Genomic DNA, 14,902 nt, shown 5'->3' with positions numbered 1-14,902 from the left:
GTCGCGGGCGTCAGTCGATGCGGGTGACCTTGGGCCTGGGCACATGTCCCTCGACCTGCAGGTACCAGCCGCCCACGAGTCCCGGCGTGATGGTCACGTTCGCGTTGGAGATGCGCTTCATCGAGGTGTAGTCGCCCTCGGTGACGCGCCAGCGCTGACCGTTGGCGAGGGTTAACTCCGTGCCGCGGGTCCAGCCGCGCAACTCGCCCACCAGGGCGCTGGAGATGGATTTGACGCCCTCGTCCGAGAACGAAGCGCCGCGCACCTTCGTGGCGCTGTCTTCGCGTGCGGCCTTCACGACGGCTTGCTGGTCGTCGCTGAGCAGGCGGTTGAGCAGGTCGAGCTGTTGCCCGGTCAACTGGTCCAGGCCGGTGGCTTTCATCTGGTCGGCGGACAGCCGTTTCTCGATGGCGACGTACTCGCGGGCCTGCAGGGGCAGGGTGGCGGCGAACAGTGCGGCGAGCAGGAAAAGACGGATCGGGCGCATGGGCATCCTCGAGGTGGGCATCACTTGATGCGGCGGACGGGGGCGGCGGTGTTGTAGCCGTCGATCTTCAGGAACCACTTGTTGCCGAAGCGGGAGGGCGTGATGTTCACGGTGGGGTCCTGGCGACGCACCCCGGCCAGGGAGACCGCTTCGACCTGCTCCCAGACCTGTCCGTTGGCGAGCGTGTACTGGCGGCCCTGCGCGAAGCCGGTGAAGGCTCCCACGATGGTGCTCTTGATGGGTTCGGCGGTGCCGAAATCGAAGAAGCCGCGCGTCTCCTGCTCAACTTCCTTGCGGCCTTCCTGCTTGGCCTGCCGTACGGCCTGCGCCGTCTGCTGGCCGACGCGACGTTGCAGCCATTCGTCCAGCGCTGCGAGTTCGGCGGGACTGAGCTTGTCCAGGCCGGCCGCCTTGAACTCCGTGTCGGTCATCGCCTCGCGCAGCTTGCCCAGGTGCGCGTCCTTCGCGGCGTCCTGCGCGAACACCGGCGATGTGGCCACCAGTAGTGCGACAGACAGAAACAAGCGGCTCATCTTCATGGTTGTTCCCTTGGGCGACTGGCCGGTAGTGTAGTCATTCTGGCGGCGACTGACCGCCACGCCGAATCCCGATGACCTCCCCCGATCCCGACATCGCCACGCTGCTGCAGAGGCCCGCCCTGGAGGCGCTGCCTGCACCGCTGCGACGTGCGCTCGCGGATGCCTCGGCCGCACCGGGCGCCGGCGAGGGCATGCCCGATCCGGTGGGCGTGCTGGCGGACACGCTGGATACCCTGACGACGCTGGGCGCGGATGGCGATGTCATCCTCGCGGCGATCCTGCATGGGCTGCCGGCCGTGCAGCCCGCTGTCGCCAGGCTTGCGCCCGGATTGGCCGATCTGCTGGAAGGCCAGGTCGCTGCGGCGCAGGTGTGGGCCCTGCACGCGGAACAGGCGCGCGGGGTGAATACCGAGGGCCTGCGCCGGCTGCTGCTGGCGATCGTGCGGGACCTGCGCGTGGTGCCGATCCTGCTGGCCCGCCAACTGGCGCGCATGCGCGCCGCCGGCGCCCTGCCGGAGGAGGAACGCCAGGCGCTGGCCAGGCTCACGCGCGACATCCACGCGCCGCTGGCGAACAGGCTCGGCATCTGGCAGCTGAAATGGGAGCTGGAAGACCTGGCTTTCCGGTACCTGCAGCCGCAGACCTACAAGCAGATCGCCACGCAGCTGGACGAGAAGCGGATGGGCCGGGAGCGCTACATCGGCGCGGTCATCGAAGCGCTCCGCGCCGCCCTTGGCGAGAACGGCATCCGTGCCGATGTCAGCGGGCGGCCGAAACACATCTACAGCATCTGGCGGAAGATGCAGCGCAAGCAGGTGGCGTTCGACGAGCTCTATGACCTGCGCGCGGTACGCATCGCCGTGGACGACGTGGCTGCCTGCTATGCCGCGCTCGGTATCGTGCATGCGCTGTGGGTGCCGATTCCCAGCGAGTTCGACGACTACATCGCACGGCCCAAGGCCAACGACTACCGGTCGCTGCACACCGCCGTGGTGGGCCCCGAAGGCCGCACGCTGGAAGTGCAGATACGCACGCACGAGATGCACGCGCAGGCCGAGCTGGGCGTGGCGGCGCACTGGAAATACAAGGAAGGCAAGGGCGGTGGCGATGCGTTCGATCGCAAGATCGCCTGGATGCGCCGGCTGCTGGACGGGGCGGCCGAAGGTGCCGCCGGCGACGGCGCGCTGGCCGGCGACCTGGATGCGGAGCTGGTCGAGGACCGCGTCTACGCGTTGACGCCGAAGGGCGAGGTCGTCGACCTGCCGCAGGGCGGCACCGTGCTCGACTTCGCATATCACGTGCACACGATGGTCGGGCACCGCACGCGCGGCGCGAAGGTCAATGGCCGCATCGTGTCGCTCAATCACGTGCTGCGCAGCGGGGATCGCGTCGAGATACTGACCTCGAAGGAACCGGAGCCGCGTCGCGACTGGTTGCTGCAGGCGAATGGATTCCTGGCCAGCGGGCGCTCGCGCGACAAGGTGCGGGCCTGGTTCCACAAGCTGGACCGGGCACGCAATCTGCAGGCCGGGCGTGAGCTGCTGGAGAAGGAACTCAAGCGGCTGGGACTGCACCACGCCGACCTGACCGGCGCGGCGAAGAAGTTCCATGCCGACAGCGTCGACGAGCTCTACATCCAGGTGGCCCTCGGCGACGTGGGGCCGCACCAGGTGGGCCGCGCGCTGCACGAGGAGCAGCGCGCCGCCGCCGAGCCCGATCCAACGTCGCTGCCGCTGCGCCGGCCTCCGAGGAAAGTCGCTGCACCAGGCAAATCGAAGTTCACCGTGCAGGGCGTGGGCAACCTGCTCGTGCAGTTGGCGCGCTGCTGCCAGCCGGTGCCGGGCGAACCCATCGCAGGGTATCTGACCCGCGTGCGCGGGGTCACCGTGCATCGCGCCGATTGCGCGGCGTTCGCCCGGCTCGCGGCGGCCAGTCCGCAGCGGGTGCTGCCGGTGGAGTGGGGGCAGGCGGGCGGCGGTTACGAGGTCGACGTGCAGGTCACCGCGCTTGACCGCAAATGGTTGCTCAAGGACATCACCACGCTGATCGCGCAGGAAGAAGCCAACGTGCTGGACATCAACAGCCAGGGCAACCGCGCCAACGGGCGCGTTCATCTGCGACTGCGCCTGAAGGTGGCCGATTTTGGCCAGCTGTCGACATTGCTGGGGAAGTTGGACGCGCTGCCGGGCGTTGAAGACGCGCGACGTTCAGGCTGACTGGTTATGCTGCGGGCGTGACCCGCGAAGACCACCATGACGCCGGACGGAGCCGTCGTATCGAGCCGCGCATCGACTGGACCCGCGCACCGGCGCCGGAGGTGTCATCCCGTGTCGCGCCGGTCCCCGCATGGCGTAGCCGCCGGTATTGGCGCTGGGCGGCGGCATCGGTCCTCGTCCTGATCGTACTGGTGATGCTGCTGCGCCGCCCACTGGCGGATGTGCTGTGGCCGGAGACGCGCGTACAGGCGTTGCTTGGCCAGGCGGATCATGCCCTGCGCGAGGGGCGCCTGGATGCCGCCGACGGCACGGGCGCGCGCCAGCTTTACGAAGCGGCCCAAGCGCTCGATGCGGATCGCAACGAGGCCGCGAAGGGTCTTGCGCGCGTCGCCCAGGCAGCCTTGCGCGCGGCGGGGCAGGCACTGCAACAGAATCGCTTCGACGAGGCGCGCGCGCACCTTCTGCTGGCGCGTGAACTGCAGGTGCCGCGCCCACAGGCCGATGCGCTCGCCGCACGCTTGCGCGCGCGCGAGGCCGAACACGCAGGCATCGACGGCGTGCTCCAGGCGGCCTCGCAGGCGCATGCCGCGCATCGGCTGTTGGGCAGTGACGATGCCGCGCTCCCGCTCTACCAGCGCGTGCTCGCCCTGCAGCCGACACGCATCGAGGCGCTGGAGGGGAGGGAGGATGCGTTGTCCGATCTCCTCCAGGAAGCGAACAGGCATCTCCAGCGCCATGAACTCGCAGAAGCCGCTGCGCGGATCGCGGCGGCGCGCGGATTCGACGCCGGCCACGTCGATCTCCCCCAGGCGGAAGCCGCGTTGACGGAGGCGCTGGACGCGCGGCGCCGTGCTGGCGCACGCGATCTGGCGCGGGGACGCCTGGAGTCCGCACGCTCGGCATACGAGGCGGTGCTGGTGGCTTTGCCGGAAGACGCCGCCGCGAGGCAGGGACTGGAGCAGGTGGGCATTGCATACGCCCGGCAGGCGGAACGGCAGGCGGCCGATTTCCGCTTCGGGCCGGCAGAGCACCAACTCGGTCTGGCGCGCACCCTGGCGCCGCAGTCGATGCGCGTGGCACAGGCCGAGCAGGCCGTGGCACGTGCGCGCGAGGCGCACCAACGACAGGGCCGGGAGTCCAACGTGCCGGCGCGCGAGCGCGAGCAGCGCGTGCGTGCATTGCTCGCAGCCATGGAGCAGGCCGAGACGAAAGGGCAATGGCTGACCCCTCCCGGGGAGAGCGCCTACGACACGTTGCGCGCGGCACAGGCGTTGTCGCCTGACCACCCCGCGGTCAGGCAGGCCGCAGCGCGGCTGTTGCCGGCGGTGCGCGACTGCTACGAAGACGAGTTGCGCGCCAATCGCATCCGTCGTGCGCAAGCCTGCCAGCAGGCATGGCAGACCTTGCAGCCCCGCGATCCTGCGTTGGCCGATGTACGCAGGCGGCTGGCGGAAAAATGGATCGCGGTGGGTGCGGAACGACTGGGCGCAGGTGACGTGGCATTCGCGACGCAGGCGCTCGAGGAAGCGCGCAAGCTGGATGTCGACTCGCCCGGGCTGGATGACTTCGAGGCGCGCGTCAAGGTGGCGCAGGCCGCGCCCGCACGCTAGCGCCGGAAAACACGCTGCACGGTGCCGTGTGCCGCTTGCATCGAGAAATGCTGCTCGATGTTCGCGCGACCATGGGCTGCGAGTCGTTCCCACAGTTCTTCGTCGCGATACAACGTGAGGACGGCATCGGCGAATCCCGCGGCGTCGTCAGCGACCAGCACGTCGTGCCCGCTTGTCAGGTGCATGCCCTCGACGGCGCAGGCCGTGGCCACCATCGGTTGGCCGTGCGCCATGCTCAGGTTCACCTTGCCCTTGACGCCCGCACCGAAACGCAGGGGCGCCACCGCGACGCGCGCACCGTCCATGTAGGGCCCCAGGTCCGCCACGTGCCCATGGATCACGATGCCGGGCTGCGCCTGCAGTGCGAGCACGTCGGCCGGCGGCGCCGTGCCGATGCAGTGGAAGCGGATGTCCGGCTGCCGCGCGTGGATGAGCGGGAAGACCTCGCGGCCGAACCACAGCACGGCATCGACGTTGGGCGGATGGCGGAAGCCGCCCACGAAGACCAGATCGTGCCGCTGCCCGAAGGGCAACCCGGTATGCGCCACTTCGTGCAGGTTCGCCAGGACTTCGACATCGGCCCCCGGCAACAGCGCCGACAGCATGTCGCGCTCGGCCGGGCTGACCACGAGCGTGGTGTCCGAGGCGCGGATCACCGACAGCTCGCGTTCGCGCGTCCTTTCGGCAGCGTGGCGCAGCGTGGCGTCACCGGCGAGTTCCGCGCCACGCATCTCGCGCAAGAAGTGCAGATCGACCGTGTCGAACACCACGCGCGCCTGCGGCGCGAATCGTCGGACGAGGGGCAGGAATTCCGCCGCCACATAGTGGCGTGACAGCATCACCAGGTCGAAGCGATGGCCGTGCTCATGCAGCCACGCGGACGGGCGTTGCACGAACGGCGCATGCCAGGCTTCGACGCCCTGTTGCCGCAAGCGCGCCGTGTCGTCGCCCGCATAGCGGAGATCTGCCGGCAGGAACACCACGTGGGCACCGTCGGCATTGAGCAGCCGCATCAGGTTGGCAAGGCGCAGGGACGCGGAATCATGCTGCGGTCGCGGTGTTTCCGCATCGATGATGAGGATCTGCCGCTGCGGCTGGACGACCGAGCCGGCCGAAGGCAGGCTGTCCGCGGAGGGGTGCGTGGCAAGCGCCGCTGCCCATTTCTCTGCGAACACACTGCGGTTGCGCACCTGGTAGGCCTTGGTGCCACTGCCGGTATCGGTGCCGGAGGTGACGCCTTCCAGATGCACCACGCGCGACGCCGGTTGGTACAGCACGCGATGGCCCAGCGCGCGCAAGGCGAAGGCGAGGTCGGTGTCCTCGTAGTACGCCGGCGCGTAACGTGTATCGAATCCGCCCACTTCCTCGAACAGCGCCGCGCGCACCGCGATCGCCGCGCCGGAGCAATAGTCCGCGTCGCGCACGCTGGCGTAGCGGGGGTCGTCGGGCGAGTCGAAGCGCCCGTAGTTCCAGGCCGATCCATCGTTGAATACCACGCCGCCGGCTTCCTGCAGGCGGCCATCCGGATAGATCAACTGTGCACCGACCAGGCCCACCTCCGGGTGTGCATCGAACGTGGCGAGCAGCGCGTCAAGCCAGCCGGGTTGCGGCACGGTGTCGTTGTTGAGGAATACCAGGCAGTCACCGGTCGCGCGTGACGCGCCGTCGTTGCAGGCCGCGATGAAACCGCCGTTGACTGCGCGGCGGTGGTAGCGCAGTCCGGTGATCTGCGGCATCCATGCGTGCGTCTCGTCGTGGGAGCCATCGTCGACCACGATGATTTCGCAGGCGGTCGTGGGAGGGTGTTCGGCGAGTGCCCGCAGGCAGGCGAGGGTATGCGCCGCCTGGTTGTAGACCGGGATCACGATGCTGGCGCGCGGCGCGCCGCTGGCCGGCACCGCAAAAGGCTGGAATGCGCCGGCATGGGGAAAGTAGAGGGGTCCGGAGGCCGGCGGCGCACGTCGCGCGAACTGCCTGCGCACCCGCGCCCAGGTCGGGCCCAGGCCGCGCGTGCGCAGGCTGGCCAGACCTCGACGGACCAGGCCGCGCGCGCGTTCCAGCATGAAGCGCACGTGGGCCCACGACATCGACATTCCGTTGCAACTCCAGCTGAGCGAAGGGGGAAACCGGGCCGGACGCACCCTTGGGACTGCGCTAGACTCGCCCGAATTCCCATTGTCGCATCCCCTGTGGCCCGCAACGACTACGACGACGAAGCGCTGGACGAAGACGACATCGATGACGGCGGCGGCCCCGGCTGGCGGCAGCGCCTGCTGACGTGGGGCCTGGCCCTGGTGGGTCTGGGCCTGGGATTCCTGATCCCCTACACGCTGTATCTGAACCACCAGGTCACCGAGCGCTTCGGCGAGTTGCGCTGGCAGATCCCCACCCGGGTGTACGCGCGTCCGCTGCAGGTCGCGCCAGGGCTGGCGATGGACGCGCAGACGCTGAAGACCGAGCTCGATGCCGCGTCGTATCGCGACGATGGCACGGGCCAGGCCCCCGGCACCTACGCCCGGGAAGGTGGTCGCTTCACCATTTCCAGCCGTGGCTACATCGACGTGGATGGCCGCGTGGCGCCCCGGCGCATCCAGGTCAGCCTGTCCGGCGGCCGGGTGGCGAGCGTGCGCGACATCGCGCGCAAGCAGGCGCTGAAAGCGGCGCGGCTGGATCCGGCGCGCATCGCGACGCTGTACGGGCAGAAGCAGGAAGAGCGCCGGCTGGTGCGGCTGGAGGAAGTGCCGGAACTGCTGGTGACGGGCCTGCAGGCCGTCGAGGACCGCGACTTCAAGGATCATCACGGCGTCGACCTGTCGGGCATGGTGCGTGCGGCGTGGCTGCTGGTGCGTTCGGGTGGCGATACGCGCCAGGGCGCCAGCACGCTGACCCAGCAGCTGGCGCGCAGCGGCCTGCTCGGCATCGGCAAGGAACAGACGCCGACGCGCAAGTTCAACGAGATCCTGTATGCGTTGATCCTCGAGGCCCGCTACGACAAGCGCACCATCCTGGAGGCGTATTTCAACCAGGTGTATCTGGGCCAGCGCGGCAGCCAGGCGATCCATGGCGTGGCCGCAGGATCGGAATTCTGGTTCGGTCGCGATCTGGACAGCCTGACCACCGAACAGGTCGCGTTGCTGATCGGCATGGTGAAGGGGCCGTCGCACTACGATCCACGACGCAATCCGGATCGCGCCAAGGACCGCCGCGACTACGCACTGCTGAAACTCCATGAGACCGGGCTGATCGACGACGCCGAATACAAGCGCGCACTCGCCGCGCCGCTCGGGGTGACGAAGACGCCGGGCATGGCCGCCGCTAACCGCTTCCCGGCGTATGTCGACCTCGTTCGCCGCCAGTTGGCGCGCGATTACCCCGAGAGCGCGCTGCAGGGGGCGGGCCTGAGTGTGCTGACCGGCATGTCGCCGTCGGCACAGGCCTACGCGGAAGCATCGGTCACGCGCACGATCAAGGCGCTGGAGAACAAGCGCCGGCCCCCGCTGCAGGCCGGCATGGTGGTGACCGACGTGCATGATGGCGACGTGCTGGCGGTGGTCGGCAGCCGCAACGTGTCGGAGGTGGGCTTCAACCGTGCGGTGGAAGCGCAACGTCCGGTGGGCTCGCTGCTCAAACCGTTCGTCTACCTGCTCGCGCTTGCGCAGCCGGACCAGTATTCGCTGGCATCGTGGGTCGACGATTCGCCGGTGACCGTCCAGCTCGGCAAGAACCGGCGCTGGACGCCGGCCAATTCCGACCGTCGCAGCCATGGCACCGTGCGCCTCGTGGATGCGCTCGCGCGCTCGTACAACCAGGCCACCGTGCGCGTGGGCATGAAGGTCGAGCCGGAACGCCTGGCGCAGTTGATCCGCGTGCTGGCCGGCATCGAAGCAGAGCCGAATCCCGCGCTGATACTGGGCGCGACCGACCAGAGCCCGTACGCGATGGCGCAGCTGTACCAGTTCCTCGCGTCGGGCGGTGAAATCCAGCCGTTGCACGCGGTGCGCGGCGTGCTCGACCCGGATGGCAAGCTGCTCAAGCGCTACGACAAGACGCCCGCCCCGGCACAGGAAGGCGATTCCATCGCGGCGAACCTGATTTCCGTGGCCCTGCAGCAAGTGGTGTCCAACGGCACCGGCCGCCAACTGATCGGCGACGGGCTGGGCCGCCTGCAGTCCGCGGGCAAGACCGGCACCAGCAACGATGGCCGTGACAGCTGGTATGCCGGCTACACCGGCGATCACCTGGCCGTGGTGTGGATGGGCAACGACCAGAACGAACAGACCGGACTGTACGGTGGTACGGGCGCGATGCGCGTGTGGTCCGGATTGTTCGCTCGCCTGCCTACCGCACCGTTGAAGGTGTCGGACAAGGGGCTGGACTGGCAATGGGTCGTCGGTTCGAACAGCACCGATGCCGGTTGCGCCGGCGCACGCCAGTTGCCCTTCGTTTCAGGCTTCGCGCCCGCGTATGCGGCCTGCGTGGTCGAGCAGCCGGTGATCGATGGCGAGGAGACCGAAGGTGGCGGCTGGCGCAGCTGGTTCGGCCTGGACCGGGAGGAAGAAGCCGCGCCGCCGCTCGAAGAGACTCCCCCGCAGCAGCCGTGACCATGAAGTACGTATTCCTCCTGTTCCTGATGATGCTGGCCGGTTGCGCGACCGCACCCGTGCCGGAAACCCCGGTCGCCCGCGATCCTGTGACGCCCGAACAGCGCGTTGCCGCCATCCTGGCCGCTGCAGGTGACGACGACCGCGAACTCGCGGTGCAGCCGCTGCGCGATCCGCAGGTCGAGGACCTGCGTGAGAAGGCGCAGCGAGCCCGTGCGGCCCGCGATTACGCGGGGGCGGCCGAGGCGCTCAACCAGGCGTTGCTGCTGGTCCCCGAAGATCCCGCCGTGCTGCAGGAACGGGCCGAAGTGGCGTTGTCGCAGGGCGACTATGCGCGTGCCGACACGCTGGCGCAGCGTGCTTTCCAGCTGGGGTCGCAGGTGGGACCGCTGTGCCGCCAGCACTGGGAAACCGTGCGTCAGGTGCGCCAGCACGAGTTTGCGGTGCAGCCATCGCTGCCCGCCCGCCACACGCCCGAAGATGCCGCACAGCATGCCGCCCGCGCAGCGACCACGCGGGCGGCGATCACCGACGCCGAAAGCCGGCGCGATGCCTGCACCGTGCCCGTGATCGAGCGCATGTGAAGCGCATGCTGCGCGCGATGCGACGCGGTACCCTTGTCGCTGCACGCCGCCCTACGTTTCCACGATGTCCCAGCTAGCCCAGGCCAGCCGCGACGCCCTCAGCGAGGGCGGTGCGCTGGCGGAACGACTCGACGCCTTTGCCCCCCGCGACGCTCAGCAGCGCCTGACGGCGGCGATCGCCGATGCCTTCGACGCGCGCGACGTGCTGCTCGCCGAGGCCGGCACCGGCACCGGCAAGACCTTCGCCTACCTCGTGCCTGCGCTGCTCTCGGGACTGAAGACCATCGTTTCCACCGGCACGCGCGCGCTGCAGGACCAGCTCTACCATCGCGACCTGCCGCGCGTGCGGGATGCGCTCGGGGTCGCGGGCCTGAAGTCCGCGCTGTTGAAGGGCCGCAGCAATTACCTGTGCCGCTACCGCCTCAACCAGGCCAAGGGCGATCCGCAGGCGTTGCGGACCACTTTCACCAGCCGCGAGCAGGTGGACCAGTTCCAGCGCATCGTTGCCTGGGGCGGGCGCACCCAGTTCGGTGACATGGCCGAACTGGCCGCGTTGCCGGACGATTCCCCGCTGCTGCCGCTGGTCACGTCCACCATCGACAACTGCCTGGGCAGCGAATGTCCGTTCTGGGACGACTGCTTCGTGGTGCAGGCGCGGCAGCGCGCGCAGGCCGCCGACATCGTGGTGGTGAACCACCACCTCCTGCTCGCCGACCTGGCGCTGAAGCAGGAAGGCTTCGGCGAGATCCTGCCCGGTGCGCAGGCTTTCGTCATCGACGAAGCGCACCAGTTGCCCGAACTCGCCGCCAATTTCTTTGGCGAAGGCTTCGGCATGCGCCCCCTGCAGGAACTGGCACGCGACTGCCTGGCCGAATCGAAAGACGCGGCGGGCGCTCTGTCGGTCCTGCAGCCGCCGGTGCGCGCGCTGGAGCAGTCCTTGCGCGAATTGCGCGCGGCGATGGAAGGACTGCCGGCACGCGGCACCCGCGAGCGCTTGCTGGCGAAGCCGGAGGTGGGGACAGGCTTCGACGCGCTCGCCGGCGCGCTCGGCGACCTGTCTGCGGCCCTTGCTCCGCTGGCGGCGGCCTCGCTCGGACTGGAAGCCTGTGCGGCGCGGGCGAAGGAATTCGGCACGCGGCTGTCGCGCTGGTACGAGGCACCGTCGGGCGGAGGCGCGTTTGACGAAGAAACCTCCAGGGCCGACGACGCCAGCGACGTGCTGTGGTACGAACTGACGCCGCGCGCCTTCCGCTGCCAGCGCACGCCGCTCGATGTCTCCGGCCCGCTGCGCCAGCACCGCGAGCAATCGCGCGCGGCATGGGTGTTCACCTCGGCCACGCTGGCGGTAGGCGGTCGCTTCGACCATCTCGCCGTGCGGCTGGGGCTGGACGATCCGCCCACGTTGCTGCAACCCAGTCCGTTCGACTGGCCTCGGCAGGCGCTGTGTTACCTGCCCACCGGGCTGCCCGATCCGAATGCACCGGGTTACGGCCAGTCGCTGATCGCCACACTTCGGCCCGTGCTGGAAGCCTCGCGGGGGCGCGCGTTCCTGCTGTTCGCCTCGCATCGCGCGTTGCGCGAGGCGGCCGACGCTTTGCGCGGTGGACCCTGGCCGCTGTTCGTGCAGGGGGAGGCGCCACGCGGCACGCTGCTGCAGCGTTTCCGTGAATCCGGCAACGGCGTGCTGCTGGGCGCGGCGAGTTTCCGCGAGGGCGTTGACGTGGTCGGCGATGCGCTGAGCGTGGTGGTGGTGGACAAGCTGCCCTTCGCGGCACCGGATGACCCGGTGTTCGAAGCGCGGCTCGAAGCGGTGCGTCGCGCCGGCGGCAATCCCTTCCGCGATGAGCAACTGCCGCAGGCGGTGATCGCGCTGAAGCAGGCGGTCGGCCGGCTGATCCGCAGCGAGACCGATCGTGGCGTGCTGGTGCTGTGCGATCCGCGCCTGACCGGCAAGCCGTATGGGCGCGTGTTCCTGGATTCGCTGCCGCCCTTCCGGCGCACGCAGCGGGTGCAGGACGTGCAGGGGTTCTTCGGCGTCGAGGCCGCGCCGGAGCCGGTGGCGGCAGCCGGTGACGGCGGCGATGACTGGTTCGCCGATGCCCGCTTCTGAGCGCATCGCGGATCGCAGCGTTTAAGCTAGGCACCTCACGAACTTCCTGCCGTCCATGAAGCTGCTCGCCTTCGAAACCGCCACCGAAGCCTGTTCCGTCGCCGTGTACGTCGATGGCGAGGTGCGCGAACGTTTCGAGGTCGCGCCGCGTCGGCACGCCGAACTCGCCTTGCCGTGGGCGGATCAGTTGCTGGCGGAAGCCGGCATCGCGCGCGCGCAACTGGATGCCATCGCCCTCAGTCGCGGCCCGGGTGCGTTCACTGGCGTGCGCCTGGCCATCGCGCTGGCGCAAGGCATCGCGCTGGCGCTGGATCGGCCGTTGGTGCCGGTATCCACGCTTGCCGTGCTGGCGTCGCAGGTGCCGGCGCCCCGCGTGACGGCGGGCGAATGCGGCTGCGATGTCGGCATGGCGCATGCGATCCTGGCGGCCATCGATGCGCGCATGGGCGAGGTCTACACGGGCACGTTCGTGCATCGCGGCGACCGTTTGGAAGCCACGTCAGCCGAAGCCGTGGGGGCCCCGGCCGACTATGCGCTGCCGGGCGCGGACAATGACTGGATAGGCGTGGGCACGGGATTCGCCGCAGCCGACGGCGTGTTCGCCGCGCGCCTGCAGGACCGCTTCCGTCGGGTCGATGCGCAGGCACTGCCGCATGCCGCCGATCTCGCGCGACTGGCGGCCGACGCCTTGCGTCGTGGCGAGATCATCGCGCCCGAGCACGTCGAACCGGCCTACCTGCGCAACAACGTCGCCCTTACCCTCGAAGAGCAGAAGGCGCTGCGCGCCTCGCGCTGAAGGCCCGCACGCTACTCGTCGCGCACTTCACCGCCCGCCAGGAAGCGCCAGGTGCGGGTGACATGCAGGATGTCGACGTTCTCGGCGGTTTCCGGCAATGGCGGGAACGGCGAGGACAGCTGCACGATGCGCTGCGCGGTGGAATCCAGCAGGGGGATGCCGCTGGACTGGATGATGCGGGTCTGCTCCACGCTGCCATCGCGGCGCACCGCCACGCTGATCACCAGCGTGCCGGCCAGGCGCTTGCGGCGCGCCTCGTCGGGATAGTTGAGATTGCCCACGCGTTCGGCGCGATCGACCCAGGCGCGCAGGTAGTTCGCGTAGACGTACTCCTTGGTGCTGGCCGAGACGAACTTGCGCTTCGGCCGCTTGGCGTAGAGCTCCGAGCGCAGGTGGTACTCGGCGGCGAGCCGCGCCATCTCGGCATCGCGCTGCACCTTCTGTTCGCCCTGGGGCAGCTCGGGCCGGTCGGGTTGCGGGCGCGCTTCCGGTGCCGGCGCACGGGCTTCGCCGTCGCGGGCGGTGACGACGCGGCTCTCCGGGGGGGGCACCGGGGCCGTGGTCTGCGCACGCAGTGGCTGTGGCGCCAGACCGGTATCGGGCTGCGGAATCCAGCCGGCCTGGCTGTCGCGCGGGCGCCTGGCCTGGTCGTGTTCGCCGCCGCCTTCCTGGTTCGCGGCGGCCAGGAAGTCGGCTTCCTTCGGCGTCAGCGGCGTACTGGTCTGGCTGAGGATGACGTCGAGCGTCGGCATCACGGGCGCGGCGTCGTCGAGCGCGAAGCCCACGCCCAGCACCAGCAGGCCATGCACGATCAGCGACAGGGCGAGGGTGGCGCCGAGGCGCTCGTTCGCGCCGATCTTCGGCGGGGTCATGGGAACCGCCGACATCTCAGGCCAGCTTCTTCTCGATGACGTCGAACAGCAGGCCGGCGATGTTGAGGCCGAACTGTGCGTCCAGCTCGCGCACGCAGGTGGGGCTGGTGACGTTGACCTCGGTCAGATAGTCGCCGATCACGTCCAGCCCGACGAACAGCATGCCGCGGCGCTTCATCTCCGGCCCCACCTGCGCCGCTATCCAGCGGTCGCGTTCGCTCAGTGGGCGGCCTTCGCCGCGACCACCCGCCGCAAGGTTGCCGCGGAATTCGTCGCCCTGCGGGATGCGTGCAAGCGCGTAGTCCACCGGCTCGCCATCGACCAGCAGCACGCGCTTGTCGCCATCCCTGATGCCGGGAATGAAGCGCTGCGCCAGGGTCAGTCTGCCGTCGCCGACCAGGGTTTCCAGGATGACGTTGGTGTTGGGGTCGCCGGCCTTCACGCGGAAGATCGAGCGCCCGCCCATCCCGTCCAGCGGCTTCAGCACGGCCTCGCCATGTTCGGCAACGAACGCCTTGAGCGCGGCCGGATCGCGGCTGACCAGGGTGGGAGGGCAGCACTGCGGGAAGAGCAGGGCGGCCAGCTTCTCGTTGTAGTCGCGCAGGCCCTGCGGGTCGTTGACGATCAGCGCGCCCGCCTGCTGGGCGATGCCCAGCACGTGGGTGTCGTAGAGGTACTGGTCGTCGACAGGGGGATCCTTGCGCATCAGCACCACCTGGCCGGGACCGAACGCCAGCTCGCGCGCTTCGCCCAGGGTGAACCAGTCCGTCTTGTCGTCCCTGACTGTCAGTGGGGCGACCTGCGCGCTGGCCTGCCCGTCCCGCAGGGCCAGCCGGCCCGGGACGACGTAGAGGAGGCGATGGCCGCGCCGCTGGGCTTCCAGCAGCATGGCGAAAGTGGTGTCCTTGGCGATCTTGATGGACCCGATCGGATCCATGACGACGACGACGTCCAGCGGCATGGGGGCGGTTCTGCAGGAGACGCGGGGATGGTATCAGGCGGCGCGCATTCCACGCCCCGGCACTGGCGGAACACCGCGTTTGCCGGGCCGCCGCAAAATTGAGACGCAGTTCGCATCGCGCCGTTC

General features: G+C 69.4%; 11 protein-coding genes. 6 read left to right on the top strand and 5 right to left on the bottom strand.

The annotated features are described in order from the left end of the window. Positions 1-10: 10 nt before the first annotated feature. Both WBN46_RS10235 and WBN46_RS10230 read right to left on the bottom strand, forming a co-directional pair. Complete coding sequence (locus tag WBN46_RS10235; protein ID WP_337731404.1) at positions 11-487, bottom strand: hypothetical protein; 477 nt, start codon at positions 485-487, stop codon at positions 11-13. A 20-nt stretch (positions 488-507) separates the two neighbouring features. Then, complete coding sequence (locus tag WBN46_RS10230) at positions 508-1,020, bottom strand: hypothetical protein (RefSeq protein ID WP_337731403.1); 513 nt, start codon at positions 1,018-1,020, stop codon at positions 508-510. A 77-nt stretch (positions 1,021-1,097) separates the two neighbouring features. On the opposite strand from WBN46_RS10230, the gene WBN46_RS10225 reads away from it, so the two are divergent. Both WBN46_RS10225 and WBN46_RS10220 read left to right on the top strand, forming a co-directional pair. Beyond that, the gene (locus WBN46_RS10225; protein ID WP_337731402.1) at positions 1,098-3,242 is read left to right on the top strand and encodes a bifunctional (p)ppGpp synthetase/guanosine-3',5'-bis(diphosphate) 3'-pyrophosphohydrolase; all 2,145 of its coding nucleotides are present in this window, start codon (positions 1,098-1,100) and stop codon (positions 3,240-3,242) included. A gap of 17 nt (positions 3,243-3,259) precedes the next feature. Next, entirely contained in the window at positions 3,260-4,852 is a 1,593-nt protein-coding gene (locus WBN46_RS10220) for a hypothetical protein (RefSeq protein WP_337731401.1), read from the top strand. Here WBN46_RS10220 and WBN46_RS10215 read toward each other — a convergent pair. Continuing rightward, positions 4,849-6,945 carry a glycosyltransferase gene (locus WBN46_RS10215; RefSeq protein WP_337731400.1) on the bottom strand — a complete coding sequence of 699 codons (2,097 nt, stop codon included), beginning with the start codon at positions 6,943-6,945 and terminating at the stop codon, positions 4,849-4,851. The genes WBN46_RS10220 and WBN46_RS10215 overlap by 4 nt on opposite strands. Before the next feature lie 96 nt (positions 6,946-7,041). Here WBN46_RS10215 and mrcB point away from each other — a divergent pair, with 96 nt between their 5' ends. The 4 genes from mrcB to tsaB all read left to right on the top strand — a co-directional run bounded on the left by mrcB (position 7,042) and on the right by tsaB (position 12,943). Next, positions 7,042-9,453 carry a penicillin-binding protein 1B gene (gene mrcB / locus WBN46_RS10210; protein ID WP_337731399.1) on the top strand — a complete coding sequence of 804 codons (2,412 nt, stop codon included), beginning with the start codon at positions 7,042-7,044 and terminating at the stop codon, positions 9,451-9,453. Positions 9,454-9,485: 32 nt separating this feature from the next. Beyond that, the gene (locus WBN46_RS10205; protein WP_337731912.1) at positions 9,486-10,037 is read left to right on the top strand and encodes a hypothetical protein; all 552 of its coding nucleotides are present in this window, start codon (positions 9,486-9,488) and stop codon (positions 10,035-10,037) included. A 64-nt stretch (positions 10,038-10,101) separates the two neighbouring features. Further along, on the top strand, positions 10,102-12,147 hold the full coding sequence (locus WBN46_RS10200; protein WP_337731398.1) for an ATP-dependent DNA helicase: 2,046 nt from the start codon (positions 10,102-10,104) through the stop codon (positions 12,145-12,147). A 55-nt stretch (positions 12,148-12,202) separates the two neighbouring features. After that, positions 12,203-12,943, top strand: coding sequence for a tRNA (adenosine(37)-N6)-threonylcarbamoyltransferase complex dimerization subunit type 1 TsaB (gene tsaB / locus WBN46_RS10195; protein ID WP_337731397.1), 741 nt, complete (start codon positions 12,203-12,205; stop codon positions 12,941-12,943). 11 nt (positions 12,944-12,954) lie between these two features. Here tsaB and WBN46_RS10190 read toward each other — a convergent pair whose 3' ends face one another. After that, a complete protein-coding gene (locus WBN46_RS10190; RefSeq protein ID WP_337731396.1) occupies positions 12,955-13,830 on the bottom strand; it encodes a TonB family protein in 876 nt (291 codons plus the stop codon). 1 nt (position 13,831) lies between these two features. Continuing rightward, complete coding sequence (gene gshB, locus WBN46_RS10185) at positions 13,832-14,776, bottom strand: glutathione synthase (RefSeq protein ID WP_337731395.1); 945 nt, start codon at positions 14,774-14,776, stop codon at positions 13,832-13,834. Positions 14,777-14,902: the final 126 nt, after the last annotated feature.

It is taken from the genome of Pseudoxanthomonas sp. CCNWLW251 (assembly GCF_037402255.1).
In the GTDB taxonomy this organism is placed as follows: domain Bacteria; phylum Pseudomonadota; class Gammaproteobacteria; order Xanthomonadales; family Xanthomonadaceae; genus Pseudoxanthomonas_A.
The sequence above is the reverse complement of the archived record's forward strand: the minus strand, read 5'-3'. Positions and strand labels throughout refer to the sequence as shown.